Consider the following 26,850-nt stretch of genomic DNA (forward strand, 5'->3'; position numbering starts at 1 on the left):
CGGTGCCTCGTACAGTGCTGTTCATGAGTGATCACAAGGCGCCGCAGGTGCTGCACGTGAAGGGGCGGGTGCTCGTCGGACCGGAGGACGTCCGCGACGAGCTCTGGGTCGTCGACGGACGGATCTCGTACGGGAGGCCGGCCGGCGCGGACGAGGCGGTGACCGTCACCGGCTGGGCGCTGCCGGGGCTGGTCGACGCCCACTGTCACGTCGGGCTCGACCATCACGGTGCCGTCGACGCGGCGACCAGCGAGAAGCAGGCCATCGCCGACCGGGAGGCGGGTGCGCTGCTGCTGCGGGACGCGGGTTCGCCGTCCGACACCCGGTGGATCGACGACCGCGAGGACCTGCCGAAGATCATCAGGGCCGGCCGCCATATCGCCAGGCCCCGCAGATACACCCGGAACTACGCCTACGAGATCGAGCCGGACGAGCTGGTCGCGTACGTCGCACAGGAGGCGCGCCGTGGCGACGGCTGGGTGAAGCTGGTCGGCGACTGGATCGACCGGGAGGTGGGCGATCTGACCGCCTGCTGGCCGCGCGAGGCCGTCGAGACGGCCATCGCCGAGGCGCACCGGCTCGGCGCCCGGGTCACCGCACACTGCTTCGCCGAGGACTCGCTGCGCGATCTCGTCGAGGCCGGCATCGACTGCATCGAGCACGCCACCGGGCTGACCGAGGACACCATTCCGCTCTTCGCCGAGCGCGGTGTCGCGATCGTCCCCACGCTGGTCAACATCGCCACGTTCCCCTCGCTCGCGGCGGGCGGCGACGCCAAGTTCCCCCGCTGGTCGGCCCATATGCGGCGGCTGCACGAGCGGCGTTACGACACCGTGCGCGCCGCGTACGACGCCGGGATCCCGGTCTTCGTCGGCACCGACGCGGGCGGGGTGCTCGCCCACGGGCTGGTGGCGGACGAGGTCGCCGAGCTGGTGAAGGCGGGCATCCCGGCCCTGGACGCGCTGTCCGCGACGACCTGGGCTGCGCGTCAGTGGCTCGGGCGGCCGGTGCTGGAGGAGGGCGCACCGGCGGACCTGGTGGTGTACGACGAGGACCCGCGGGTGGACGTACGGGTGCTGGCGGCGCCGCGACGCGTGGTGCTGAACGGGCGGGTGATCGGCTGAGTGACGGCTCACGGAGCCGCCTCCCGACCGGGGTGTGCCGTATTGACAGGCAGTTACCGAATCCCTGCCATGTCGTTGAATCACCCTTGCGCGCACCCCGGCGCAGTCGGTCTCCGCGCCGTCCGCGCTCAGTGGATCGGGTGACTCCGAGGAACGAACGTACCGAGATAATCGAATACAGACGCGAAAACCCCCCTTTGGAGTGAACTCACGTCAGGTGTCTGCCAGTTCACCCTCCGTGCGTAAAGCTTTCGGGGTCGAGGTCACCGGTGCCCGCGATGTCCCCCATTGGACGGCGCCGGTGGCTCCATGTCTCTTGTGGGGGTTCCACCATCTTGAACAGCAATACCTTCCGCCTGGCCGCCCTGGCGGTCGCCGCCGCTCCCGTCGCCCTGCTGGTCGCCGTCCCGGCGCAGGCCGCCACCGCGACCACCACGACCACCGGCGACGGGAAGGCGAGCGCGGTCGTGCTCCGTACCGCACTCGACGTCTCGCTCCTGAACAAGACGATCGATGTGCCGCTCAAGGCCACGCTCAATGAAGTGCAGGCACCTGCCAGCGCCGACAAGACCGCGCTGAGCGTGCGGCTCGACGGGGTGGACCACGGACAGCCGTTCAGCGTGCTGAGCGCCGATGTGGCCACCGCCAGGGCGACCGTCGGCAAGCACAGGGCCGAGGGCTACAGCAATCTCGCGAAGGCCCGGGTCCATGTGCCCGGACTGCCGCTGCTCTCGCTGATCGAGGTCGAGAAGGTCACCTCCAAGGCGGTCTGCGAGGTGGGCAGGAAGCCGGTCGCCGAGTCGAACGTGCTGGGGCACGTGTCGGTCCTCGGCAAGCGGATCACCCTCACCGCGGGCGGTACCACACAGGTGAAGGTGCCGGGCGTCGGCGAGGTGACCCTCGACCTGTCGAAGACGCACACCACCTCGCGCACGGCAGCGGCGGCCGCGCTTCAGCTGAAGGTCTCGGTCAACCCGCTCAAGCTGAATGTCGCCGATGTGCAGGGTGAGGTCACGCTCGCCGAGGCGACCTGCGAGACGCCGAAGGCGACCGGAGGCGGCGACAACGGCGGCTCCAGCGGCGGCGGTTCCGGCAACGGCGGGACGAGTGGCGGAGGCACCTCCGGCAGCGGTGGCAGCACGGGCGGTGACGGCGGCGATGTGAAGCCCCAGACCGGCACCGGTCATGCCCCGGCCGTCGACTCCAACCTCGCGGAGACGGGCGGCAGTTCCACGACCCCGTACATCGCGGGCGGCGCGGCCGTGCTGCTGGCGGTGGGCGCGGGGGCGATGGTCGTGGCCAGGCGCCGCGCCCAGGGCTGACCCCGCAACCCAAGGCCCGAGGGGGGCAGTCGTAGGTCAGGAGGGGAGCGGGGAGCGGCGTTCGCGTGATGGAACGCCGCTCCCCGTGAGCGTGCGGAGTGCCGCTCCCCGTCGGTGTGAGACGGAGCGCGGCCGTCCCGTCAGCGTGTGACCGCGGTCAGCGTCTGCAGTGCCTGGTCGAGTGCCTGCAGGAAGCGGTTGGTCGTCGTACGGTCGCGTACCGCCAGCCGCAGCCACAGCGGACCGAGCCCCGGAAACGTATCGCCACGCCGCGCCGCGAACCCCAGCGCCCGCAACCGCTCCCGTACCTCGGCGGCCCCCTCCAGCCGCACCAGGACGAACGATCCCTCGGCTGGTTCCACCACCCGCAATTCGGTGAACTCCCTGAGTCCCGCGACCAGATGGTTCCGGTCCACCGCGATCCGCTCCGCCGCGGCAGCCGCCTCGGCCAGGGCCCGCGGCTCCATGCACGCCTCGGCCGCCGCCAGCGCCGGGGACGACACCGGCCACAGCGGCTGCGCGTCTTCCAACGCGCGGATCGTCTCCGGGGCGGCCAGTACGTAGCCGATCCGCAGCCCCGCGAGCCCCCAGGTCTTGGTGAGGCTGCGCAGCACCACGAGCCCCGGGATGTCCGTACGCCCGCACAGCGCCTCGCGCTCGCCCGGCACCGCGTCCATGAACGCCTCGTCGACCACCAACGTCCTCCCGGGGCGCGCCAGTTCCTCCAGCACGGCCGCCGGATGCAGGACCGACGTGGGGTTCGTCGGATTGCCGACCACCACCAGATCCGCGTCCTCGGGCACCGCCGCCGGGTCCAGCCGGAAACCGTCCTCGGCCGACAGCAGCACCCGCCGCACCTCATGCCCGGCCGCACGCAGTGCCGACTCGGGCTCGGTGAACTGCGGATGGATCACGACCGGACGGCAGGCCGGCAGCGCCCGTGCGATCAGCACGAAAGCCTCTGCCGCACCCGCCGTCAGCAGCGCGCGCTCCACCGGCAGCCCGTGCCGGGCCGCGACCGCCGCCCGCGCCGGACGGCCGTCCGGGTACGCGGCGAGCGTGACCAGCGACGCGGCTATCCGCGCCTTCAGCCAGGCCGGGGGCGTATCGGCCCGTACGTTGACGGCGAGGTCGGTCAGATCCCGGCCCCGTACTTCCGCGTCACCGTGGTGCCGCAGATCGTGCGTGCCCGCGCCTGTGGCGTCGGGTCTTTCAGTGTGAGTGTGCATGACCGCCGTGGGGGTGGTGATGGCCGTCGTCGTCGGGGTGGAAGTGCGGCTGCTGCGGCAGCCCCACCTTGTCCTCGAAGCCCGGCAGCGAGATCCGGTACACGCATGAGTCGCAGTTCATCCGCAGATCGCCCTTGACGGCCTCCCGGTAGCGCTCCATGACCAGGTCGTACAGTTCCTCGGCCGCACCGATGACTTCGGCCGAGCGGACATCGAGCTCCGGGTGGGCGGCGGCCCACTCCTCGGTCTGATGACGCACCCGGTCCGGCAGGATGCCGGTGAAGAGGAAGTACGGCAGAACGACTATGCGCCCGGCACCCAGCTTCACGCAACGGTCGAGACCGGACGGTACGTTCGGCGCCGCGAGCGAGACGAACGCCGTCTCCACCCCCGCGTAACCACGGCCCTCCCAGAACAGCCGCGCCGCCTTGTACACCTCGGCGTTGGCGTCCGGGTCGGTCGAACCGCGCCCGACCAGCAGCACCGTCACCTCGGACCGGTCGGTGTCGCCCAGCACCGCGTCGACCCGGCGCTCCAGCACCTTCAGCAGCGCCGGGTGCGGGCCGAGCGGACGGCCGTAGGCGTACGAGATGCCGGGGTGGCGCTCCTTCTCACGGGCCAGCGCCGCCGGAATGTCGCCCTTGGCATGCCCGGCCGACACCAGCATCAGCGGCACGGCGGCGAAGCGCTTCACACCGCGCTCGACCAGCTCGGTCACGGCGTCGCCGAGCGGTGGCGGGGACAGCTCGATGAAGCCGCCCGCGACGGACAGTTCGGGGTGGCGCTCGCCCAGCTCGGTCACGAAGTCACGGAACGCCGCGGCCCCGCCCTCGTCCCTGGTGCCGTGGCCGGCGATGAGCAGTGCGGGCTGGGTGGACGGGGTGGTCACAGGTTCTCCTCGGTGTTCGTGGGGGGCACGGGGTGGTACAGCAGGGCATTGAGAGCGGCGGCCGCGACCGCCGAGCCGCCCTTCTCGGACACATTGCTCACGGCGGGCAGACCGCTCTCGCGCAGCGCCGCCTTCGACTCGGTCGCACCGACGAAACCGACCGGCAGCCCGATGACGAGCGCGGGCGCGGCATCGAGGACGAGCAGCTCCTCCAGCGCGGTCGGCGCATTGCCGATCACCCAGATCGCGCCGGGCCCGACCTGCTCGTACGCGAGCCGGATCGCATGTGCCGAACGGGTCAGCCCCAGGCCGGACCTGGCCTCCTTGAGACGGCACACGGTCTCGCGGCGGGTGATGCCCGCCGCGACCATCTCCACATCGGTGACGACCGGCGCACCGGCGTGCAGCGCCGCATGTGCGACGACGAGCGACGCCTCGTCGCAGACCAGGTCCGTCGCGTACTCCAGATCCGCCGCGGAGTGGATGACCCGCTCCACGACGGCCCGGGTCAGCGGTGCGAAGTGCGAGGTGTCCAGGCGGGCGCGCAGCCGCCGGAACGACTCCTGCTCGATGGGGTGAACGGTTCTCTCCCAGGGCCGGTTCACTCGGCTCCCTCCTGTGCGGGGGCCGTGGTGGCCGACTGCCAGCGGTAGCCGCGCGGTGTCACCATGCGGCCCGCGATCTCCCGGGTGGCCGTGTTGCCGACCGTCACGACCGTCATCATGTCCACCGTCGCCGGGTCCAGACCGGCGAGCGAGGTCACCCGGCTGCTCTCGTCAGGGCGCGAGGCATTGCGTACGACACCGACCGGTGTCGCCGGTTCCCGGTGCTCGGACAGGATCGACAGGGCCTTCGGGAGCTGCCAGTCGCGGCCGCGGCTGCGCGGGTTGTAGAACGTCACGATGATGTCGGCCTCGGCCGCGGCCCGTACCCGGCGCTCGATGACCTCCCACGGAGTGTGCAGATCGGAGAGGCTGATCGACACATGGTCGTGGCCCAGCGGGGCGCCCAGGATCGCGGCAGCCGCCAGCGCGGCCGTCACACCAGGCACACCCACCACATCGATATCGGCGCCGGCCTCGGCGAGCGCGGGCGACGCCATCGCGTACACGCCCGCGTCACCGCTGCCGATCAGCGCCACCGCATGCCCCTTGCGCGCCTCGGTGACCGCCGTACGGGCCCGCTCCTCCTCGGCGCCGAGCCCCGACTCCAGAATGGTGGTGCCGGGCCGCAGCAGGTCCCTGATCTGGTCGACGTACTGATCGAGCCCGACCAGCACCGAGGCCCGCCGCAGCTCCTCGCGGGCCCGCGGGGTCAGCAGATCGCGCGCACCCGGGCCGAGACCGACGACGGCCAGGCGCCCGCGCGGGCTGCGGCGCACCACCGCACACGTGGCCATCGCGGCCCGCCCCACAGGGTTCGACTTCCGCTTCGGGACGAGGAGTTCACCCCCCGCGGCGAGTGCGGCGGCCTCCGCGACGGAGGGCGTTCCGACGGCGGCGAGCGGTGCGCCGGACGGATGGGGCACCTCGATACGGGCCAACTCGTCGGCGGCGTACGTCCGCAGCGGTACGCCGAGCTGCGAGGCCGCGCCGACGATCCCCGGCTCGTCCGCCTTCGCATCGACCGTCACCAACTCTACGATGCTCAGCGGCGACAGCCCGGCCTCGCGCAGGGCGTCCCGGATCAGCCCGGCGACCTCCTCGACCGGCGCGCCCTTGGACGCGCCGACCCCGACAGCGAGTGACGCGGGCCGCAACACGGCGGCCCGCGCCCCGAGTTCCGTGATCCGGTCGGTGACATGCAGCACCGCGGCACCCGCGGCGCCGGGGGAAACATTCGACGGCAACGGCGGCAACGGCCACACCGCATCCGCCCGCAGCTCCACCCCCGCCCCGTCGAGCATCGCGCGCGACACCCCGGCCACATCGCCCTCCACGGGGAGGCCCAGCATGTCCAGCCCCGGCACCCCCGCCGCGTCCGTCGCCGTAGTCACGACCGGCGCCGCGCCCAGCACCTCACCGACCGCCCCGGCCAGGGCGTTCGCCCCGCCACCGTGCCCGCCGAGCAGCGCCACAGCATGGCGACCCGCCTCGTCGACACAGATGACACCCGGGTCCGAGGCCTTGTCCGACAGCAGCGGTGCGAGCAGCCGCACCACGGCCCCCGTCGCCAGGAAACACACCAGCTGCTCGCACTCGGCGAACGCCCGTTGCACGGCCTCGCGCACCGGTCCCTCGTAGACCACGGTGCGGCCGGGCCAGGCCGCGGCCAGCCGGTCGCGGGCGACGGTGCCCGCCGCCGTGGCGGAGATCAGGCCGATCAATGGGTTGCTCCTTCACTTGCACGGACCGCGGGGCGGGTGCCCCACAGCAGAAAGACCGGGTTGGTCGCGGCGAGCCGCGTCACCTCGCCGGGCAGCGGCGCCAGCCGGGAGGACTGCAGCAGCACGCCCTCGGGCACGAGCCCGGCACCGGCCAGCGCCGCACGCACCTGAGGCACCCGGTCCAGCGCCGCCAGCGCCACCACCACCGAGCGTCGCGCCCGCCGGGCGCACGCCGTCACGATGGCGGGCAGCTCACGCCCGCCGCCCCCGATGAACACCGCGTCCGGGTCGCCCAGACCGTCGAGCACGGCGGGCGCGGAGCCGTGCACCGCACGCACATACACCGCGTGCGCGGCCGCGTTCGCCCTGATCCGCTCGACCCCGTCCGAGGTCTTCTCCACGGCGACGGCGGCCGCGCCGAGCCGCGCGCACTCCACCGCAACCGAACCCGAACCCGCACCGATGTCCCACACCAGGTCACCGGTGCGCGGTCCCAGCCGGGCCAGCGCCAGCGCCCGCACCTCGAACTTGGTGATCATCGAGTCGCGGTGCTCGAACTCCGTCTCGTCCAGCGCCCACCGGCCGGGCCCTGCGGGCGGCCCCGCGACGGTCCGTACCGGGGAGAGCACCCGGGACTCGTCCAGACACAGCACCACACTCACCGGATCCGGCCAGTCGCGGGCCACCGCCTCGGCAGGGGTCAGCCGCTCGATGCGCTCCCGCTCCGGATCGCCGAGCGCCGTCGCCACGACCAGGGTGCGCCCCTCGGCTCCGTGCGCCAGCCCGGCCGCCAGCTCCGCGGGCCCGGCGCCGGGCCCGGTCAGGACGGCCACCTTCGGGTGCGCCAGACATGCGTTCACCGCGGTACGCGGGTCGCGGCCGTGCGCACTGACCACGACCGCGTCGTCCCACGCCAGCCCGAGGCGGGCGAACGCGACCGCGACGGAAGGCGAACCCGGCCGCACATCGAGCGCACTCGCCCCGAAACGATCGGCCAGTGCCCGTACGATCCCGAAGAATCCGGGGTCACCGGAGGCCAGCACGACCACCCGCCCCCCGCCCCCGTGCGCATGCTCCGCGATCCGGTCGAGCGCCGGCGCCAGCGGACCGAGCACGATGCGCTCGACCTGCTCCGGCGGCCCCGCGGCTTCCAGATGACGCCGGGCGCCGACCACCGACGTGGCCACGGCCAGAGCGTCCTGGACCTCGGGACCGAGCGGCTCGCCCGTCCCCGTACCGAAGACCCGGATCACGAGCCGGACCGCTGGGCGCGCAGTTCGGCCCGCGCCGCCTTGTCGGCCTTGCGGAAACCGTGGAAGTGCCCCGGGTGGTAGAGGTGCGAACGTGTTCCCGAAGCCGAAAGCGCCGGGCCGACCAGGAAGAGGGTGTGCTTCCAGAGCTTGTGCTCCTTGACCGTCTCCTCCAGGGTCTCGATCGTGCAGTGCAGGATCAGCTCCTCCGGCCAGGTCGCCTGGTATGCGATCACGACCGGCGTCGACGTCGGATAGCCGCCCTCCAGCAGCTCCTGGGTGAGCTGCCCGGACCGGGCGGCCGACAGGAACAGCGCCATCGTCGTGCCGTGGCGCGCGAATTCCCGTACTTCCTCGCCCGGCGGCATCGGCGTCTTGCCGCCACCGAGACGGGTCAGGATCACGGACTGCGCGACCTCCGGAATCGTCAGCTCCCGCTGCGCGATCGCCGCGACGGCCGAGAACGACGACACCCCCGGCACGATCTCGACCGCGACCCCCAGCCCGGCACACCGGTCGACCTGCTCCTGCGTGCCGCCCCACAGCGCCGGGTCGCCGGAGTGGATACGGGCCACCTTCAGCCCCTCGGCGGCCGCGCGTTCGTACACGGCGACGACCTGCTCCAGCGACATCTGCGCCGAGTCGAGGATCTCCGCGCCCTCCCGGGCATGCTCCAGAACTTCCGCCTGCACCAGGCTGGCCGCCCAGATGACGATGTCGGCATCAGCGATGGCCCGCGCCGCCCGGAAGGTCAGCAGATCGGCGGCGCCGGGGCCGGCACCGACGAACGTCACTTTGCCGTGGGTGGGCGCGGCGACCGTGCCGGCTGCGTCGACTGCTTCGGACATGGGACGGGGTCCTTTCGGAAAACGGGACAGAAGGGTGGGACGGACGGCAGGGCGCGGTGAGATGCGCGCACCGGGGTCAATCGGCTAGCAAGAGCGCATGGCGGTGTTCGTGGCGCTCGGCGCGTTCCTGATGACCCTGGCCGGCGGCTGGGTCGCCCAACGCGTCACCGACCGCCGCCACCTGGTGCTCGGCTTCGCCGGCGGACTGATGCTCGGCGTGGTCGGCCTGGACCTGCTGCCGGAGGCGATCGACGCCGCGGGCGATCCGGTCTTCGGCGTCCCGGCGGCCCTGCTGCTGTTCGTCGGCGGCTTCCTGGTCGCCCACCTGGTGGAGCGTCTGCTCGCCGTACGCCAGGCGGCACACGGCGCGGGCGAGGAGAGGGTGCCGCAGGTCGGACTCACGGCAGCGGCGGCGATGGTCGGCCACAGCCTGATGGACGGTGTCGCGCTCGGCGCGGCCTTCCAGGTGGGCGCCGGCATGGGAGCCGCCGTCGCCCTCGCCGTCATCACGCACGACTTCGCCGACGGCTTCAACACCTACACGATCACCAGCCTGTACGGGAACGCCCGCCGCAAGGCCGTGTTCATGCTGTTCGCGGACGCCGTGGCCCCGCTCGTGGGCGCGGCGACGACACTGCTGTTCACTCTTCCGGAGGAACCGCTCGGCTGCTATCTCGGCTTCTTCGGCGGCGCACTGCTCTACCTGGCCGCCGCCGAGATCCTCCCCGAGGCACACCACGAACACCCGGCCCGCTCCACGCTGCTGTGCACGGTGGCCGGGGTGGGCCTCATCTGGTTTGTGGTGGGCATCGCGGACTGACCACCGCGCCGCACCCGGGCGCCTCACAATTTCCCGCCCCGCCCGCCGTCGCGCGGCGCGGGCGCGATCAGCGTCGACAGGTACGGCAACGGCCCCTCGGCCAGCTCCGCCGCCGGCCGGATCGACTCCTCGGGCAGCCCGAGCGCCGAACCCCACACCGCGTCCTCGGTACGCCCCGTCTCACGCAGTGCCGTGGCCACCTCCGCGGCCAGCCGCCCGAACTTGTACGCGACGACCGTGCCGGGACCTTCCAGAGCCTCCTTGAGCACCGCGGCCCCGGCGGTCACCGGTACCAGCGTCAGCGGCTCCGTGCCCTCCGTCAGCACCGCACCGCTGCGGGCGGCCAGATCCTGCATGGCCGTGATCCCCGGAACGGTCTCCACGGCCGTACCCGGCAGCAGCTCACCTATCGTGTGCGCGAGATACGTGAACGTCGAGTACACATTGGGGTCGCCGATCGTCGCGAACGCCACCGAACCATGCGTACGCAGCAGCTCCGCGACCCGCTCACCCGCCGCGTCCCACGCCGCCTCCCGGCGCGCCCGGTCCGTCCGCTCATTCAGCGCGAACACCACACGTACGACCTTGTCCGCCGCCACGTAATGCAGGACGGTCGCCTCGGCCCGCCCCCGCTCACCGGTGTCCATCACCGGCACGACGACGACCGCGGCACCACGCAGCGCGTTCACACCCTTGACGGTCACCAGCTCCGGGTCACCGGGTCCGACACCGACGCCGACCAGCCTGCTCGTACCGTGACCGTGGTTCATCCCTTGCACCTCTCAACGAATCGGCGGGCCATACCGGGCGCCGAAGCCCAATGCGTATGCAGATAACTCGCGTGCACGCCCTGCTGTACGAATCCCTCCACGCGACGCTCCGGCTGATGCAGACCCCACGCCGGTTCGGCCCCGGCGCCCGGCTCCAGCACGGTCCGGTGGAACTCGTGCCCGCGCACGCGCGTCCCGGGCGCCGCCAGCACACTGTCGGAGACCGCCACGGCCTCCCGGTAGCCGAGCGTCAGCCGCTCGGACATCCGCCCCTCGGCATCGAGGACCCCGCACATCGGCAGCCCGTCGAGCGAACGCGCCAGATAGAGCAGCCCCGCACACTCGGCAGCCACCGGAGCCCCGGATTCCACCAGCTCGACAACGGCCTTGCGCAGTGCCGCGTTGGCGGACAGCTCCGACGCGTACACCTCCGGAAATCCGCCACCGATGACCAGCCCCCGAGTGCCCTCGGGCAACGCCTCGTCCCGCAACGGATCGAACGGCACGACTTCGGCGCCGGCGGCGGCAAGCAGTTCGGTGTGCTCGGCGTAGGAAAAGGTGAACGCCGCCCCGGCAGCGACAGCGACCACATTCGGCCCCTCCGGCGCACCCACTCCCTCCGGCCCACCAAGCCCCTCCGGCACACCCCGGTCCGCCGGGCGGTCAAGGGCATCTTTCAGCCCGTCCGGCGCTTGAGGACCGAGGTCCGGGGCGGAGCCCCGGTTGTGGGAAGAGTGGGGTCTCCCCTGCTCGAACGAAGTTGAGAGCTTGCGGATGGGCAGGGGAACAGCCCCGCCGCAGGCGCCCACCGCGCCCACCGCATCCCACACCTCACCCGGCACCGCAGGCGCAGACCGCGCCAAGGCCATCAGCGCCTCCAGATCGCACCCCGCCACCACCTGCCCCCGCATTGCCGCGACGGCGCCCACCGCGTCGCCCCGCCGCTCGGCCACCGGCACCAACCCCAGATGCCGCGACGGCACAGCCACCTGCTCGGCCCGCCGCAACACCCCCAGCACCGGCACACCCGACTCGTCCAACGCCTCCCGCAACAGCACCTCGTGCCGCTGGGAGCCGACCTTGTTCAGAATCACGCCACCGATCCGCACCTGCGGATCCCACGAGGCGAAGCCGTGCACCAGCGCGGCCACGGACCGCGACTGCGACGACGCGTCGACCACCAGCACCACAGGCGCCCGCAGCAGCTTCGCGACCTGAGCGGTCGACGCCAGCTCGCCTTTCCCCGACGCCCCGTCGTACAGCCCCATCACGCCCTCGACGACCGCCAGATCGCAGCCGCGCGCCCCGTGCGCGAACAGTGGAGCGACCAGCTCTGGACCGCACATGTACGCGTCGAGATTGCGCCCCGGCCGCCCCGTGGCCAGCGTGTGATAGCCGGGATCGATGTAGTCGGGCCCGACCTTGTGAGCGGACACGGCAAGTCCCCGCCCCGCGAAGGCCGCCATCAGCCCCGTGGCCACGGTCGTCTTGCCGCTCCCCGACGAGGGCGCGGCGATCACCAGACGCGGAACGTTCACCCCGGGCCCCTCACCATTCGATGCCCCGCTGACCCTTCTGACCGGCGTCCATCGGGTGCTTGACCTTCGACATGTCGGTCACCAGGTCGGCGGCCTCCACCAGCTTCTGAGGCGCGTTGCGCCCGGTGATGACCACATGCTGCGTACCGGGACGGCTCCGCAGCACCTCGATCACCTCGTCGGTGTCGACCCAGCCCCAGTGCATCGGGTACGCGAACTCGTCCAGGACGTACAGCCGGTACGTCTCGGCGGCCAGGTCGCGCTTGACCTGCTCCCAGCCCTCGCGAGCCGCCTCCTCGTTGTTCAGCTGCTTGTCGCGCTGGACCCACGACCAGCCCTCGCCCATCTTGTGCCAGGCGACGGACCCACCCTCGCCACTGGCTCCGAGGACCTTCAGCGCGGTCTCCTCGCCGACCTTCCACTTCGCCGACTTGACGAACTGGAAGACCCCGATGGGCCACCCCTGATTCCAGGCGCGCAGCGCGAGCCCGAAGGCCGCCGTCGACTTCCCCTTCCCGATTCCGGTGTGCACCACCAGCAGCGGGCGGTTGCGGCGCTGACGGGTGGTGAGCCCGTCGTCCGGCACGGTGGTCGGCTGTCCCTGCGGCATTACGCGGCCCTCCTGCTGGTTCCCCGAACGTCCTTGACGAGCCCGGCGATCGAGTCGGCCCGCAGTTCGTCGAGCGTGACGGCGGTGCCCCCCAGATCGCGCGCGAGGCTTCCCGCGAGACCGAGCCGTACGGGCCCCGACTCGCAGTCCACGACGACGGACGCGGTGCCATCGACCTCGTGCAGCCGCGCCGCCCGCGACGCCAGCGCCACCGGCTCGGGCCCCCCGGTCGCCCGCCCGTCGGTCACCACGACCAGCAACGGCCGCCGCGACGGATCACGCAGCCGCTCCACCCGCAGCACGTCATGGGCCTTCAACAGCCCGGCCGCGACGGGGGTACGCCCACCGGTCGGCAGCATCTCCAGCCGTGCCGCCGCAGCGTCCACCGACGACGTCGGCGGCAGCACCACCTCCGCATCCTTGCCCCGGAAGGTGATCAGCCCGACCTTGTCCCGCCGCTGATACGCGTCCAGCAGCAGCGAAAGGACCGCACCCTTCACGGCACTCATACGCTGCCGGGCAGCCATCGATCCGGACGCATCCACCACGAAGAGAACGAGGTTTCCCTCGCGTCCCTCCCGGGTCGCCTGCCGCAGATCGTCCCGCCGGACCACCAGTCCCCGCCCGGACCGCCCCCGCGCCTGCTGATGCGGGGCAGCGGCCTGCACGGTCGCGGCGAGATGCAGTTTGGTCAGGGCGCCCTGCGGGCGCCGCGCACCGGTCGTACGCCCGTGCTCGGTACGCGCCCGGGATCGCCGGCCCGCCGCGCCCTCGCCCAGACCCGGCACGCTCAGCATCTTTGTACGGAACGGCTCGGCGGCGCGTACGGGCTGCTGCTCGCCGCCCCCGGAAGACTGCTGCCCCTGCCCCTGCTCGGGAACGGACTGCGCGGGCGTGTCGCCCGACTCGCCCTCGGGCTGCGGCGGTGTGTCGGGCCCGTCGCCCTGCGGGGGCCGGCCGCCGCCACCGGGGCCGTCCGGGTCCGGGTCGTCGTCCTCGCCGCTGTTCTGCTCCAGCGTGTCGTCGAGCTTGTCCTCGTCCAGACCCGGCGCGTCGAACGGATTGCGCCGGCGCCGGTGGGGGAGCGCGAGCAGGGCGGCCTGCCGCACATCCTCGGCGAGCACGTCGGTCCGCCCGGCCCACGCGGCCAGGGCGGTGGCCGTCCGCGCCATCACGATGTCCGCGCGCATCCCGTCGACCTCGAAGGCCGCGCAGGTGGCCGCGATCTGCCGCAACGCCCCGTCCCCGAGACGCACTTCGGGAAGCAGTGCACGCGCGGCAACGATCCGGTCCCGCAACGCGCCTTCCTCGTCGGCCCACTCGGCGGCGAAACCCGCAGGATCGTCGTCGTACGCGAGACGCCGCCGCACGACCTCGACCCGCAGATCGGTCTCGCGGGACGCGGCGACCTCGACGGTCAGCCCGAACCGGTCCAGAAGCTGGGGTCGCAACTCACCCTCTTCGGGGTTCATGGTCCCGACCAGCAGGAAACGCGCCGCGTGCCGTACGGACACACCCTCGCGCTCGACGTACGAGGCGCCCATGGCGGCGGCGTCCAACAGGAGGTCGACCAAGTGGTCATGCAGCAAATTGACTTCGTCGACGTACAGGAGACCGCGGTGTGCGTCAGCCAGAAGCCCCGGCTCGAACGCCTTCACCCCCTCCGCGAGCGCCCGCTCGATGTCGAGGGCGCCGATCAGCCGGTCCTCGGACGCACCGACGGGCAGCTCGACCATCCGCGCATCCCGCGACACGCCGGCTCCGGCCTCGTGGGGGCCATCGGGACACGCCGGATCGGGCGACGCCGGGTCGCACGAGAACCGGCACCCGGCTACGACGGGAACCTCCGGCATGAGCGCGGCGAGCGCACGCACGGCGGTGGACTTGGCGGTGCCCTTCTCGCCGCGCACCAACACGCCGCCGACGGCGGGCGAGACGGCGTTCAGCAGCAGCCCGAGCCGAAGATCGTCCTGCCCGACGATGGCGGTGAAGGGGTAGGGGGTACTCACGCGCTGATCACTCCTCCGGGTGATTCATGCCAGGTCACCATGGGCTCCGGCTGTCGAGCTGCAATGGTCAAGACGTGCTCCCCGCCGATGCGGAGGTGGTCCGGACGTCGACACACGGGAACACGACCTGGTCGACTGCTCCCCGCCGATGCGGGGATTCCAGAAGAGGCAGTCACTCGCCTCCCTCCAGATCTCCCTCAAGTTCGAGGTAGGTCGCCCGGAGCCGGTCCAGGGTCTCCTGGTCCGGTTCCGCCCAAAGCCCCCGCTCGGCCGCCTCCAGCAGCCGCTCCGAAATCCCGCGCAACGCCCAGGGGTTGGACTTCTGCATGAACTCCCGGTTCTCCGGGTCGAACACGTACTCCGCCGACAACTTCTCGTACATCCAGTCGTCGACGACCCCCGCCGTGGCGTCGTACCCGAAGAGGTAGTCGACGGTCGCGGCCATCTCGAAGGCACCCTTGTACCCGTGGCGCCGCATCGCCGCCATCCAGCGCGGGTTCACGACCCGCGCGCGGAAGACTCTGTGCGTCTCCTCGCCGAGTGTCCGCGTCTTCACCTGGTCGGGCGTGGCGCTGTCACCGACATACGCCTCGGGGCTCTCGCCAGTCAGATGCCGGACCATGGCCACCATGCCGCCGTGGTACTGGAAATAGTCATCCGCATCATGGATGTCGTGTTCCCTCGTATCCACGTTCTTCGCCGCCACCGCGATCCGCCGGAACGCCGTCTCCATGTCCCCGCGCGCCGCCCGCCCGTCGAGCCCGCGCCCGTACGCGTAACCGCCCCACACCGCGTACACCTCGGCCAGATCCGCGTCGCTCCGCCAGTTCCGCGCGTCGATCAGCGGCAGCAGCCCCGCTCCGTACGCCCCCGGCTTCGACCCGAAGATGCGTGCCGTCGCCCGACGCCGGTCGCCGTGCTCCGCCGTGTCCTCGTCGGCGTGCGCCCGTACGTAGTTGGCGTCGGCGGGCTCGTCCAGCTCCGCCACCGTCCGTACCGCATCGTCGATCAGCCCCACCACATGCGGGAACGCATCGCGGAAGAACCCGGAGATCCGCACGGTCACATCGATGCGCGGGCGCCCCAGCTCGCTCACGGGTACGACCTCGAACCCGGTCACCCGCCGCGACGCGTCGTCCCACACCGGCCGGCAGCCGAGCAGCGCAAGGATCTCCGCGATGTCGTCGCCCTGGGTACGCATGGCGGAGGTGCCCCACACGGTCAGGCCGACCGACTTCGGGTAGTCGCCCGTGTCGGCGAGATACCGGGCGATCAGGGAGTCGGCGAGCGACTGGCCGACCTCCCACGACAGCCGCGACGGAATCGCCTTCGGGTCCACGGAGTAGAAGTTGCGGCCCGTCGGCAGCACATTGACGAGCCCGCGCGTGGGCGATCCGGACGGACCGGCCGGTACGAAGCCGCCGTCCAGCGCCCGCAGAATGTGGTCGATCTCGTCCGTCGTCCGGGCCAGACGCGGTACGACCTCCTCGCACGCGAAGCCCAATACGGCCACCGCATCCGGGAGTTCGACGCCCAGTACGTCCCGTACCAGCCCCGCCGCAGCCGCGATGTCCCAGCCGCGCTCCTCCATGCCCTCAGCGAGCCGGCGGCACAGCTGCTCCAGCAGATCGATCGCATCCGCACCGGTACGCGCCGGGCCGTCGACCAGTTCGGTCAGCTCGACCGGCACCTTCACCGCGGCGCCGGGCTCGGCCAGCAACTCCTTCTCGCCGAGCCCGAAGTACTCGGCGATCGACGCCCGCAGCCCCGGCAGCGCGTTCGCCGTACCGCCCCACACCTGGGAGGCGCGCAGCACGGCCAGCACCAGGTTGACCTGCGCCTCGTCGACGGGACCGCCGCCCAGGATGTGCAGGCCGTCCCGGATCTGGACGTCCTTGATCTCGCAGAGGTAGCCGTCGATGTGCATGACGAACGAGTCGAAGTCGTCGTCGCCGGGCTGTTCGTCGACATGGAGGTCGTGATGCAGCTCGGCGGCCTTCACCAGCGTCCAGATCTGCGCCCGCACCGACGGGGCCTTCGTCGGGTCGAGATCGCTGACCAGCGCGTACTCGTCGAGCAGCTGCTCCAGCTTGGCCAGGTCGCCATAGGTGTCGGCGCGCGCCATCGGCGGCACCAGATGGTCCACCACCGTGGCGTGCCCACGCCGCTTGGCCTGGGTGCCCTCGCCCGGGTCGTTGACGATGAACGGGTAGATCAGCGGCAGTTCGCCGAGCACGGCGTCGGGGCCGCAACCGGCGGACAGGCCGAGGCCCTTGCCCGGCAGCCACTCCATCGTGCCGTGCTTGCCCATGTGGACGACGGCATCCGCGCCGAAGGAGTTCTCCAGCCAGCGGTACGTCGCCATGTAGTGGTGGGACGGCGGCATGTCCGGGTCGTGGTAGATCGCGATCGGGTTCTCGCCGAAGCCGCGCGGCGGCTGGATCAGCACCACCACATTCCCGAACCGGAGCGAGGCGAGGACGATGTCGTCCCCGTCCACGTACAGCGAACCCGGCGGCTCGCCCCAGTGCTCCAGCATCGAGTCGCGCAACTGCGGTTCCAGCTTGTCGAACCAGGCCCGGTAGTCGGCGAGCGGCACACGCGCGGGGGCCGCCGCGAGCTGCTCCTCGGTCAGCCACTCCACGTCGTGGCCACCGGCGTTGATGAGTCGGTGGATGAGCTCGTCGCCGTTGTCCGGGTGCCCGTCGACCGCGTAACCGGCGTCGCGCAGGGCGTCCAGGACCCGCACCGCCGATGCGGGCGTGTCCAGACCGACGGCGTTGCCGACGCGCGAGTGCTTGGTCGGGTAGGCGGTGAAGACGAGGGCGAGCTTCTTCTCGGCGTTCGTCCTGTGCTTCAGGACGGCGTGGCGCACCGCGATTCCTGCGACGCGCGCGGCCCGTTCGGGGTCGGCGCGGTACACGGGTACGTCGTCGGGACCCTGCTCCTTGAAGGAGAACGGGACGGTGATCAGACGGCCGTCGAACTCGGGGATCGCGACCTGCATCGCGGCGTCCATGGGGGAGAGCGCGGCGTCGGAGGCGTCCCACGCGGCGCGCGCGGAGGTCAGGCACAGGCCCTGCAGCACAGGGACGTTCAGATCGGCGAGCGCGCCGATGTCCCAGGCCTCGTCGTCGCCCCCGGCGGAGGCGTCCGACGCACGGGTGCCGCCTGCCGCGAGCACCGTGGCGACCAGGGCGTCGGCCCTGCCGAGCAGTTCGTAGAGACCGGTGTCCGCGCCGCGCAGCGAACCGCAGTACACGGGAAGGGCGTTGGCGCCACGGGCCTCGACCGCGTCGCAGAGGACGTCCACGAACGAGGTGTTCCCGGACAGCTGGTGCGCCCGGTAGAAGAGCACGCCGACGGTCGGGCGGCCCTCGACGAACTCGCGGCTGCCGTGCAGGCCCCACTCGGGCATCTTCTGCGGTTCGGCGAAGCCGTGGCCGGTCAGCAGGACGGTGTCGGAGAGGAAGCGGGCCAGTTCTACGAGGTTTCCGGGACCGCCCTCCACGAGGTAGCGCAGCGCCTCGGCGACGACACCGGCGGGTACGGACGACTCGGCCATCAGCTCCGCGTCCGGCACGGCCTCGCCGCCCAGCAGCACGGTGGGGATGCCGGACGCCTTGAGGACAGCCAGCCCGTCCTCCCAGGCGCGCTTGCCGCCGAGGAGGCGGACGACGGCGACGGCGGAACCCTCGATCAGTGCGGGGAGTTCCTTGTGGGCGTCGATGCGGGCGGGGTTGCCGATCCGGTACCGCGCGCCACAGGCGCGGGCGGCGAGGAGGTCCGTGTCGGCGGTCGACAGCAACAGCACGGTGCTCATAGGGGCGTTCATGCGCGTGCTCCAGGTGCTCCGGGGGCGATGAAGGGAAGTCCTGACGGTGCGCCCGACTCGATGAGCCGCAGCAGCGCGTCGGTGTCCGCGTGTTCTTCGATGAGGTCGCCGAGGCGGTCGAGCTGTTCCTCGCGCAACGCGGCGAAGCCGGTGTCGGGGGCGGGGACGAAGCGCCGGCCGGCGGCCCGCGCGACCTCGGTCAGGAAGCGGCGGCGGAATTCGTCGCTCTCCAGCGAGCCGTGCCAGTGGGTGCCCCATACGGCGCCGACTCGGCAGCCGTCCAGGAACGGTTCGCCGCCGCGTACATCGGCGACGCCGTGGTGGATCTCGTACCCCTCGACGGGGGCGCCGAGCGCCTCGCCGGCGGGGCGGGCGAGGGTCTTCTCGCGGTCGAAGCGGATGCGTACGGGCAGCAGGCCGAGGCCGTCGATGTGCCCGGCCCTCGACTCGACGTCGTCCTCGATGTGTTCACCGAGGATCTGGAAGCCGCCGCAGATACCGAGGACCGGCCGGCCCTCGGCGGCACGCCGCACCAGGGCGTCGGCGAGGCCGCGCTCGCGCAGCCAGGCCAGCGCGTTCACGGTGCCGCGGGTGCCCGGCACGATGACGAGGTCGGCGTCGGCCAGCTCCTCGGCGCGGTCCACGAACCGGACGACGACGCCCGGTTCGGCGGCCAGTGCGTCCACATCGGTGAAGTTCGACATCAGGGGTACGGCGCACACCGCGACGCGCAGCACGTCGTCGCCGTGCGGCGGCGCGACGACCGATTCGCGTACGGCTCCGCGCAGCGAGACCCTCCCCCAAGCTCTCAACTGCGTTCGAGCAGGGGGGACCCCCATCCCGTCCTCTTCGTCGATGCCGAGGCCGTGGGCGAAGGGCAGCACCCCGTAGGTCTGCCGTCCGGTGATCCCGCGCAGCATCTCCAGGCCGGGCTCCAGCAGCGACACGTCGCCGCGGAACTTGTTGACGAGGTAGCCGGCGATCAGCGACTGGTCCTCGGCGTCGAGCAGCGCCGTCGTACCGAAGAACGAGGCGAAGACGCCACCGCGGTCGATGTCGCCGACGACCACCACCGGGAAGTGTGCCGCCCGTGCGATGCCCATGTTCACGATGTCCGTACGCCGCAGATTGATCTCGGCCGGACTGCCCGCCCCCTCGCAGATCACTGCGTCATACGTGCCCCGAAGCTGCTCCAGACAGTCCACGACCGTGCCGAGAAGCGCTTCCTGCCTGCCTCCGTGGTAGCCGCGTGCGCTCATCTCGCCCACCGGTCTGCCCATCAGGACGACCTGGCTGGAGCGGTCGCTGCCGGGTTTGAGCAGGACCGGGTTCATCAGCGCGGTCGGCTCCACCCGGGCGGCCTGGGCCTGCATGGCCTGGGCGCGCCCGATCTCGGCGCCCTCGCGGGTGACGAACGAGTTCAGCGACATGTTCTGCGCCTTGAAGGGCGCCACCTTGACGCCCCGGCGCACGAGCCAGCGGCAGATGCCTGCCGTGACGACGCTCTTGCCCGCGTCCGAGGTGGTTCCGGCGACCAGCAGCCCGCCGCTCATGTCCGTCTCCGTCCTGCGATCCGACGTTCTGTGATCTGAAGCCCCGTGACCTGAAGTCCTGCGGACCGAAGTCCTGCGATCCGTCGTGCGGCGAGGCCCGCACCCAGTCGTCCTGCCACACACACGCCGAGGGCCAGCGCACTCACCCGGCGCGACAGCCGTACCGCGCGTTCGATGTCCTCGGTCTCCACCGCCCGGCCCGTCGCCTCGTTGAGGACGGGGCGGTGTTCGACCCGGCCGCCGTACGCGAGGGTCCCGCCGAGCCGTACGCCGAGCGCACCCGCGAACGAGGCCTCCACCGGGCCCGCGTTGGGGCTCGGGTGCTTCGCCGCGTCGGCCCGCCACGCCCGTACCGCTCCACGTGGCCGCCCCCCGGCGGCCACGGCGAGCAGGGCTGTGAGCCGGGCACCGGGCCAGCCCGCGAGGTCGTCGAGGCGGGCCGAGGCCCAGCCGTAGCGTCGGTGGCGGGGCGACTTGTGGCCGACCATGGCATCGAGGGTGTTGGCGGCCCGGAAGCCGACGAGGCCGGGCACACCGGCCAGCGCACCCCACACCAGGGCGCCGACCACGGCGTCCGAGGTGTTCTCGGCCACGGACTCCACCACGGCACGGGCGATCTGCGGTCCGTCGAGGGAGTACGGGTCGCGCCCGCACAGATGCGGCAGACGCTCACGGGCCGACTCGATGTCACCGGCGGCCAGGGCGCCGCCGATCGCCCGGGCCTCACGCCCCAGGGACGTACCGCCGACGACGGACCAGGTGGCGGCCGCGGTCAGTGCGACGGAGGCGGCGGGGTGGCTGCGTACGGCACGGGTGATCAGCGCGGCACCACCCGCGGCGCCTCCGGCGCAGACGAGCATGTGCAGCGCGCCCCACCCGCGGTGGTCGCGCCACAGACAGCGCTCGACGCTTGCTGCGGCCCGCCCGAAGGCGGCGACCGGATGTCCCCTGCGGGGGTCACCGAGCAGCAGATCGCCGATCAGACCGGCCGTGGCGCCGTACGCGAAAATGCGGTCGGCACGCACGGCTCAACCGGCCGTTACGCCTCGAAGGACCTTCGTACAGGCGGCTCTCGTCGAGAGCGCCACAGCAACGGACGCACGGCAGCCAGGCATGGCGATATGTCCTCACTCAGGGTCCGCGCCCTGGTTCGACGTGACCGGCGACGAGAGTCTCCTGGCTCCCGGATCCGCAGTTCCCCCGGCCTTCCAACCCGCTCGCGCGTGCCGTGACTTCCGGTGTGGGGGACTGCTCCCCGGTGACAGTGGCGGGACCGCGCCGGATTCGCACCGGCTTCCTCTGCTGTCGCCGTAATTGGCTCCGGCAGTCCACCACGCTCCGCGAACGCCCGTCAACTTGCCGTTGACCTGCGACGGTGCAGTGTGCTGAGCCCCACATCGGGCCGGGCACACCACAACGGGCCGGACACACGAGGTGTGTCCGGCCCGACGGGGGAGTACGCGGAGGAGGGCTCAGGCGACGATCAGATAGATGCCGTACGCGACCGCCGCAGCGCACAGCGCGAAGCAGGCGTACGCGCCGACGCGGGCCAGCAGCAGCGAGCCGCCGGAGCCGCCCTGCGCCGCCGGTTCGGGCTGCTTGGAGAGACCGACGATGCCCAGGGTGAAGAAACCCACCAGCGCGACGGTGACGACGAGGGAGACGCCGAAGACGGAGCCGAGGGCTGCCCAGTCGATGTTCATGCTGAATCCTTAGACGGCCTGCCTAGGCGGCTGGCCTAGACGGTGGCGGGTCGCGCCGGGTCCTGGGTGGTTCCGGCCGGAGCCGGAATGGTGGTCTTGAGGTCCTGGGCCGCTGCCTGGGCCGCGGTGAGCGGCGGGCTGACGGCGGCGATGGCCGTGGTGACGACCCCCGCGGGCTCGGCGTCGCCGCCCGTCGGCGCGACATCGCCGTGGCCGACCGGCTTGCGGCGCGATACCAGCCAGATCGCCCCGGAGCCCACGACGAGCAGCGCCGCGACGACCACGACACCCCAGGTGCCCTGCTTGGTGAGGAGTTCCGCGCCCGCGCCGACCAGGCCCGCGGCCGGCAGTGTCAGACCCCAGGCGACGAACATCCGGGTGGCGGTGGACCAGCGGACCACGCCGCCCTGGCGGCCGAGGCCCGCGCCCATCACGGCGCCGGAGCAGGACTGGGTGGTGGAGAGGGAGAAGCCGAGGTGCGAGGAGGCCAGGATGACCGTGGCCGCGCTGGTCTGCGCGGCGAAGCCCTGCGGCGGCTTGAGGTCGGTGAGGCCGCTGCCCATGGTGCGGATGATGCGCCAGCCGCCCAGGTAGGTGCCGAGTGCGATGGCCGTACCGGCACAGACGATGACCCAGACCGGCGGGTTGGAGCCGGGCTGCAGGACGCCACCGGTGACCAGGGCCAGGGTGATGATGCCCATGGTCTTCTGCGCGTCGTTGGTGCCGTGGGCGAGGGAGACCAGTCCGGCCGAGGCGATCTGGCCGGCACGGTAGCCCTTGGCAGTGGCCTTCTCCTGGGCGTCGTTGCGGATCTTCCCGCCGATCCGGTACGTCAGCCTGGTGGCCAGCAGTGCGGCCAGACCGGCGACGATCGGGGCGGCGACCGCGGGGAGCAGCACCTTGGTGACGACGGTGTCGCCGTTGACCGACGACCAGCCCGCCGACATCACGGCTGCGCCGATCAGACCGCCGAACAGGGCGTGCGAGGAACTGGACGGCAGTCCGACCAGCCAGGTCAGCAGATTCCACAGGATGGCGCCGACGAGTGCCGCGAAGATGACTTCTGTCCGCAGCCCGTCCTCGTTGATGATCCCGCCGGAGATCGTCTTGGCGACCTCGACCGACAGGAACGCGCCGACGAGGTTGAGAACGGCGGACATGGCCACCGCTGTCTTCGGTCTGAGTGCACCGGTCGAGATGGTGGTCGCCATCGCGTTGGCGGTGTCGTGGAAACCGTTCGTGAAATCGAACACTAGAGCTGTCACGATCACAATCGCGAGTAGCAGCGTGATGTGTTCCATCTACCCAGGCAATCGTTCGACGTCATTGGCATGTGGACCGTAGGCAACCTGGATGAACGGAAGGTGAACTGGGCGGGGCGCTGTGGTGACTCCAACTGGGGTCGGGTCGTTCCGTTTGTCCTTCGCGGGGCGGTGCGGGCCGGGCGCAGGGCCGATTCGGGCCTGATTCGCCCCCCGTAACCCCTTTTGTGAACTTCTCCGGTTTGTGACTTATCCCGCCGATCGCTTACCCGTTCGCCTCCAGGGCTGACAGGATCTCCGCATGAGCGATCAGCAACGGGACGCGATCGAACGTGCCTGGGACGGTGTCGTCGCCACCGCCCGCAGGACGGCGGCGGACGGCCTCGTCGTCGGGACCTCGGGAAATGTGTCGGCGCGGGTCGGCGGGACGGTCCTGGTCACCCCGAGCGGAGTGCCGTACGACCGGCTCCGCCCCGAGGACGCCGTCGGCGTCGATCTGGAAGGCAACCGCGTCCTCGGCGAACTGGCCCCGACCAGCGAACTCCCGCTCCATCTCGCGGTCTACCGGAACAGCGACGCCGCCGCAGTCGTGCACACCCACGCGGTGCACGCCACGGCCGTCTCCACCCTGGTCCCCGAGGTCCCTTCGGTCCACTACGCCGCCGCCGTGCTCGGGGGCCCCGTCCGGGTCGCGGCCTATGCGCGCTACGGGACCGAGGAGCTGGCCGAGAACATGCTCGACGCTCTGCAGGGCCGTATGGGCTGCCTGCTCCAGAACCACGGAACCGTGACCTACGGAGCGACCCTGGACGAGGCGTACGACAGGACCGCCCAGCTGGAATGGCTCTGCCGGCTCTGGCTCACCGCGAGCTCCGTCCCCGGACACGCCCCGACCCTGCTCTCCCCGGCCCAGCTGCGCGACGTACAGGAGGCACTGAAGGGATACGGACAACCGGGCTGACCCGACCCCTGCCTGTCCCCGCTGTCCTGGCTGTCCCATCCCATCCGTCCGCTGCCCCTGCCGGGGCACCGGACGGCCCCGTCCGCTGGCAGGGTGCGGCGCACCCCACGACACTGAAGCAGTGCGCCCGGCAACAGTCACGGCAGCAGCCGTCACCACGATCCTCGGCGTCGGTGCGGCAGCGGTCGCAGCCGGCCGGTACGCCAGCGACGCCGCACTCGGAGCGCCGTCCGGACGACCGCTCCCAGCCGACCGCAGACTCACCGTGCACGCCACAGCGGCCGGGCAGGTCACCCTGACGCGTTCCTTCGCCGCCCTGCGGCCCGGTACGTACGGACTGGTGGCCGACGACGTCCACGCCGTCGTCGGCCCGGTGATCGAACACGCCCACCACGCCCCCGACACCGTCGTCCGCAGACTGGAACGAGTCAACCGCGGAAGCCTGGAAACCGGCGCCAAGGTCCGCATCACCCCGCAGCTGCACAGCGGCGACCCCTCGTCGGCCCTCGGACTGGATCACAACGAAGTCGAGATCCCCGGCGAACTCGGCCCCCTGCCCGCCTGGTTCCTGCCCGGCCCCCGCGACACCTGGGTCATCACCGTGCACGGCCTCGGCACCACCAGGGAACACCCCATGAACGTCATGGAGTTCCTGCACGATCTGCGCCTGCCCGTGCTCGACCTGGCCTACCGTGGCGACGCCGGAGCGCCGCGTTCCCCGGACGGCCTCGCCCACCTCGGCGAGTCCGAATGGCGCGACCTGGACGCGGCGATCCGCTTCGCCGTGCGGTACGGAGCCGAGAAGGTCGTCCTGCACGGCTGGTCCACCGGTGCCTCGATGGCGCTGCACGCGGCCGTCAACTCCGCGCTCCGCAACCGGATCTGCGGTCTCGTCCTCGACTCCCCGGTCCTGGACTGGGTCACCACGCTGCGCGCCCTGGCCGTCGCCCGCGGTGTCCCGACCGCACTGCTGCCGCTCGCCGTCCGCGCGGCCCAGGGACAGACCGGGCTGCGCGGCGCCCGGCTCCTGGACGGCTCCGTCGCAACGGCGCTGCACGTCCCGACCCTGATCTTCCACGGCCCGAACGACACCCTGGCCCCCTGGCAGCCGTCCCGCGATCTCGCCGCCCGCCGCCCGGACCTGGTCGCCCTGCGCGCCGTACCGCAGGCTCCGCATGCGGCGATGTGGAATGCCGATCCGGTCCACTACGAAGAGGCCCTGCGCCGCTTCCTCACGCCCCTGATGTGACCTGATGCCAGGGATCGGCCGATTGGTGCGGACCCCGCCCGTCACCCCCTTCCACCGCGAATTCGGGTTCCGTTTGGGCTTTCGGGCCGTCAGGGGCAAGACTGCTCCCCGTGACGTCCCGTACCCCGCGCGACTCCAGGCTGCGACTTGTCCGCCCGCGACCCCTTGCCACCGCTCGCAAGGCCGTGACCACCCGGCGCACCAGGCCGGCTCCTCGCCCCCCGGAGGGCACCCCCCCCAGGGCGGAACTGGCCCGCCAGGCCAGGACGGCCCTCGCCGACGCCGTACGGATCGCCCGCTGGGCAGCCGACGGCGCGATCCCCGGCGCGCCGCCCCTGGCCGCCCAGGCCCTCGAACGGGCCGCGACAGCCCTGGAGTTGTCCCCGGCCCAGGTGCGCTCCGGCTGGGACCGGGCCCGGCTCGCCGGTCTGGTCGAACTGCACGGCGACACCGCACGCCCCGGCTGGCGGCTGCGCGCCTGGGACCGTGACGACTCCGCCGTGCTCCGCGGCTGGGTGGCGCTCTTCGACGCGTGGTCGCTCGTCCACCCCGCGCCCGAGGGCATCGAGTCCACCGCGGTCGCAGAGGCCGTCGAGGCCGTGCCGCAGGTGCTCTCCCTCCTCCAGCTCTCGGCGGGCCCGGTCACCGTGCCCGCGCTCCTGGACCTTCTCGGCCAGCGTGTCGCGGAACTCCACGAGGAGCGCTGCGAGGTGCCGTACGGGCCGCAGGCGCCGCCCGCACCGGCCGAATCCGCCCCCGCGGCACACCCCGCAGCCCTGGTCGCCCTCCTTCTCGACTGGGCCCTTGAGGGACTGGCCGCGGTAGGCGCGCTCACCCTCGGCGCCGGACATGCCACCCTCACCCCGCTCGGCAACTGGGCGGTCTGGGTCAAGCTGGAACAGATCTGCGTCGCGGCCCAGAGCCCGGCCGGGAACATCGAGCAGTCCGCCGCGGACATGCTGCTCGGCTGCGCCCGGCTCACCCCCGGCCCGGCCCGCGCCGAATACCGAGCCTGGCTCGCCGCCCGTCCCGTCGGCAGCGCCGTTGCCGAACTCCTCGGCGTCGCCCGCGGGGAGGACGCGCTGCTGCGCGGGCTCGCCTTCGAGGCACTCCGGGTCGTCGGCGCCCCCGCCGAGCCCGAGGTGCGCTCCGTCGTGGGCGACCCCTCGCTGCGCCCCTACGCGCTGCTGTGGCTGGCCGAGTACGGCGGAGCGGACCCCGAGGACGCCCAGGACGTCCTCAGCCGCGAGGAAGCCACCTGGCTCTGGGTCGACACCGCGGCGGCCGTCGCGGACCACGGCGAGACCGGGCTGCTGGTCCGCCATCTCGACTCGGCCGTTCAGGGCACGGTGCCGGCGCTGCTGGACGAGGTACGGGCAGTCGGCCACCCGCGCACCGTGCAGGTCCTGGTGGCCCTGGCCGCCGCGCACCCGGACCCCGCGCTGGCCAAAGCGGTGCGCCGGGCCGCGTTCCAGGTGCACACGGGCGGCGCGTAGCGCGGGTGAGTCCGCGTCGGACGGGCTCGGCCCCAAGCCCGTCCGGCCGACCGCCC

21 protein-coding genes and 1 riboswitch are annotated in these 26,850 nt (G+C 72.1%); of the genes, 6 read left to right on the top strand and 15 right to left on the bottom strand.

Features of this window, described 5'->3' with window-relative positions; translation table 11 throughout:
* Positions 1 to 47 precede the first annotated feature (47 nt).
* Together OG953_RS32690 and OG953_RS32695 are read left to right on the top strand one after the other, a co-directional pair.
* Entirely contained in the window at positions 48 to 1,124 is a 1,077-nt protein-coding gene (locus OG953_RS32690) for an amidohydrolase family protein (protein ID WP_405692185.1), read from the top strand.
* A 335-nt stretch (positions 1,125 to 1,459) separates the two neighbouring features.
* Positions 1,460 to 2,446, top strand: coding sequence for an SCO1860 family LAETG-anchored protein (locus OG953_RS32695; RefSeq protein WP_405688835.1), 987 nt, complete (start codon positions 1,460 to 1,462; stop codon positions 2,444 to 2,446).
* A 140-nt stretch (positions 2,447 to 2,586) separates the two neighbouring features.
* On the opposite strand, the gene cobC is transcribed toward OG953_RS32695, so the two are convergent.
* The 6 genes from cobC to cobM are packed head-to-tail and all read right to left on the bottom strand — an operon-like array spanning position 2,587 to position 8,988.
* Positions 2,587 to 3,675 (bottom strand): Rv2231c family pyridoxal phosphate-dependent protein CobC, encoded by a 1,089-nt coding sequence (cobC, locus tag OG953_RS32700; RefSeq protein WP_405688836.1) that lies wholly within the window; start codon positions 3,673 to 3,675, stop codon positions 2,587 to 2,589.
* Positions 3,659 to 4,564, bottom strand: a complete 906-nt coding sequence (locus tag OG953_RS32705) for a sirohydrochlorin chelatase (RefSeq protein ID WP_405688838.1) — start codon at positions 4,562 to 4,564, stop codon at positions 3,659 to 3,661. The genes cobC and OG953_RS32705 overlap by 17 nt, the downstream gene beginning before the upstream one ends.
* Positions 4,561 to 5,169 (bottom strand): precorrin-8X methylmutase, encoded by a 609-nt coding sequence (locus OG953_RS32710; RefSeq protein ID WP_405688839.1) that lies wholly within the window; start codon positions 5,167 to 5,169, stop codon positions 4,561 to 4,563. Before OG953_RS32710 ends, OG953_RS32705 begins: the two co-directional genes overlap by 4 nt.
* A complete protein-coding gene (gene cobJ / locus OG953_RS32715; RefSeq protein WP_405688840.1) occupies positions 5,166 to 6,890 on the bottom strand; it encodes a precorrin-3B C(17)-methyltransferase in 1,725 nt (574 codons plus the stop codon). The genes OG953_RS32710 and cobJ overlap by 4 nt, the downstream gene beginning before the upstream one ends.
* Positions 6,887 to 8,143, bottom strand: a complete 1,257-nt coding sequence (cbiE, locus tag OG953_RS32720) for a precorrin-6y C5,15-methyltransferase (decarboxylating) subunit CbiE (RefSeq protein ID WP_405688841.1) — start codon at positions 8,141 to 8,143, stop codon at positions 6,887 to 6,889. Before cbiE ends, cobJ begins: the two co-directional genes overlap by 4 nt.
* Entirely contained in the window at positions 8,140 to 8,988 is an 849-nt protein-coding gene (gene cobM / locus OG953_RS32725; RefSeq protein ID WP_327275920.1) for a precorrin-4 C(11)-methyltransferase, read from the bottom strand. The genes cbiE and cobM overlap by 4 nt, the downstream gene beginning before the upstream one ends.
* Positions 8,989 to 9,085: 97 nt before the next feature.
* On the opposite strand from cobM, the gene OG953_RS32730 reads away from it, so the two are divergent.
* Complete coding sequence (locus OG953_RS32730) at positions 9,086 to 9,808, top strand: ZIP family metal transporter (protein WP_405688842.1); 723 nt, start codon at positions 9,086 to 9,088, stop codon at positions 9,806 to 9,808.
* A gap of 23 nt (positions 9,809 to 9,831) precedes the next feature.
* Here the strand turns inward: OG953_RS32730 and cobI are convergent, their stop codons facing one another.
* The 9 genes from cobI to OG953_RS32775 all read right to left on the bottom strand — a co-directional run bounded on the left by cobI (position 9,832) and on the right by OG953_RS32775 (position 23,127).
* Positions 9,832 to 10,578 carry a precorrin-2 C(20)-methyltransferase gene (gene cobI / locus OG953_RS32735; protein WP_266362423.1) on the bottom strand — a complete coding sequence of 249 codons (747 nt, stop codon included), beginning with the start codon at positions 10,576 to 10,578 and terminating at the stop codon, positions 9,832 to 9,834.
* Positions 10,575 to 12,116, bottom strand: coding sequence for a cobyrinate a,c-diamide synthase (locus OG953_RS32740; protein ID WP_405688843.1), 1,542 nt, complete (start codon positions 12,114 to 12,116; stop codon positions 10,575 to 10,577). The genes cobI and OG953_RS32740 overlap by 4 nt, the downstream gene beginning before the upstream one ends.
* A gap of 10 nt (positions 12,117 to 12,126) precedes the next feature.
* The gene (gene cobO / locus OG953_RS32745; RefSeq protein ID WP_405688844.1) at positions 12,127 to 12,726 is read right to left on the bottom strand and encodes a cob(I)yrinic acid a,c-diamide adenosyltransferase; all 600 of its coding nucleotides are present in this window, start codon (positions 12,724 to 12,726) and stop codon (positions 12,127 to 12,129) included.
* A complete protein-coding gene (locus tag OG953_RS32750) occupies positions 12,726 to 14,735 on the bottom strand; it encodes a putative cobaltochelatase (protein WP_405688845.1) in 2,010 nt (669 codons plus the stop codon). Before OG953_RS32750 ends, cobO begins: the two co-directional genes overlap by 1 nt.
* Before the next feature lie 172 nt (positions 14,736 to 14,907).
* Positions 14,908 to 18,558, bottom strand: coding sequence for a cobaltochelatase subunit CobN (cobN, locus tag OG953_RS32755; RefSeq protein WP_405692187.1), 3,651 nt, complete (start codon positions 18,556 to 18,558; stop codon positions 14,908 to 14,910).
* Between the two features lie 8 nt (positions 18,559 to 18,566).
* On the bottom strand, positions 18,567 to 20,123 hold the full coding sequence (locus OG953_RS32760) for a cobyric acid synthase (protein ID WP_405688846.1): 1,557 nt from the start codon (positions 20,121 to 20,123) through the stop codon (positions 18,567 to 18,569).
* Complete coding sequence (locus tag OG953_RS32765; protein WP_405688847.1) at positions 20,120 to 21,148, bottom strand: cobalamin biosynthesis protein; 1,029 nt, start codon at positions 21,146 to 21,148, stop codon at positions 20,120 to 20,122. Before OG953_RS32765 ends, OG953_RS32760 begins: the two co-directional genes overlap by 4 nt.
* A 144-nt stretch (positions 21,149 to 21,292) precedes the next feature.
* Positions 21,293 to 21,424, bottom strand: a riboswitch (cobalamin riboswitch).
* A gap of 171 nt (positions 21,425 to 21,595) precedes the next feature.
* Positions 21,596 to 21,826, bottom strand: a complete 231-nt coding sequence (locus OG953_RS32770; protein WP_405688848.1) for a hypothetical protein — start codon at positions 21,824 to 21,826, stop codon at positions 21,596 to 21,598.
* A 35-nt stretch (positions 21,827 to 21,861) separates the two neighbouring features.
* Positions 21,862 to 23,127: an anion permease gene (locus OG953_RS32775; RefSeq protein ID WP_405688849.1), complete on the bottom strand. Its 1,266-nt coding sequence runs from the start codon at positions 23,125 to 23,127 to the stop codon at positions 21,862 to 21,864.
* Positions 23,128 to 23,389: 262 nt separating this feature from the next.
* Here OG953_RS32775 and OG953_RS32780 point away from each other — a divergent pair, with 262 nt between their 5' ends.
* From OG953_RS32780 to OG953_RS32790, 3 genes are all read left to right on the top strand, one after another.
* Positions 23,390 to 24,049 (top strand): class II aldolase/adducin family protein, encoded by a 660-nt coding sequence (locus OG953_RS32780; protein ID WP_405688850.1) that lies wholly within the window; start codon positions 23,390 to 23,392, stop codon positions 24,047 to 24,049.
* 121 nt (positions 24,050 to 24,170) lie between these two features.
* Positions 24,171 to 25,298: an alpha/beta hydrolase gene (locus tag OG953_RS32785; RefSeq protein WP_405688851.1), complete on the top strand. Its 1,128-nt coding sequence runs from the start codon at positions 24,171 to 24,173 to the stop codon at positions 25,296 to 25,298.
* A 185-nt stretch (positions 25,299 to 25,483) separates the two neighbouring features.
* Positions 25,484 to 26,794, top strand: a complete 1,311-nt coding sequence (locus OG953_RS32790; protein ID WP_405692188.1) for a hypothetical protein — start codon at positions 25,484 to 25,486, stop codon at positions 26,792 to 26,794.
* Positions 26,795 to 26,850: the final 56 nt, after the last annotated feature.

It is taken from the genome of Streptomyces sp. NBC_00057 (assembly GCF_045041165.1).
Classification (GTDB): Bacteria; Actinomycetota; Actinomycetes; order Streptomycetales; family Streptomycetaceae; genus Streptomyces.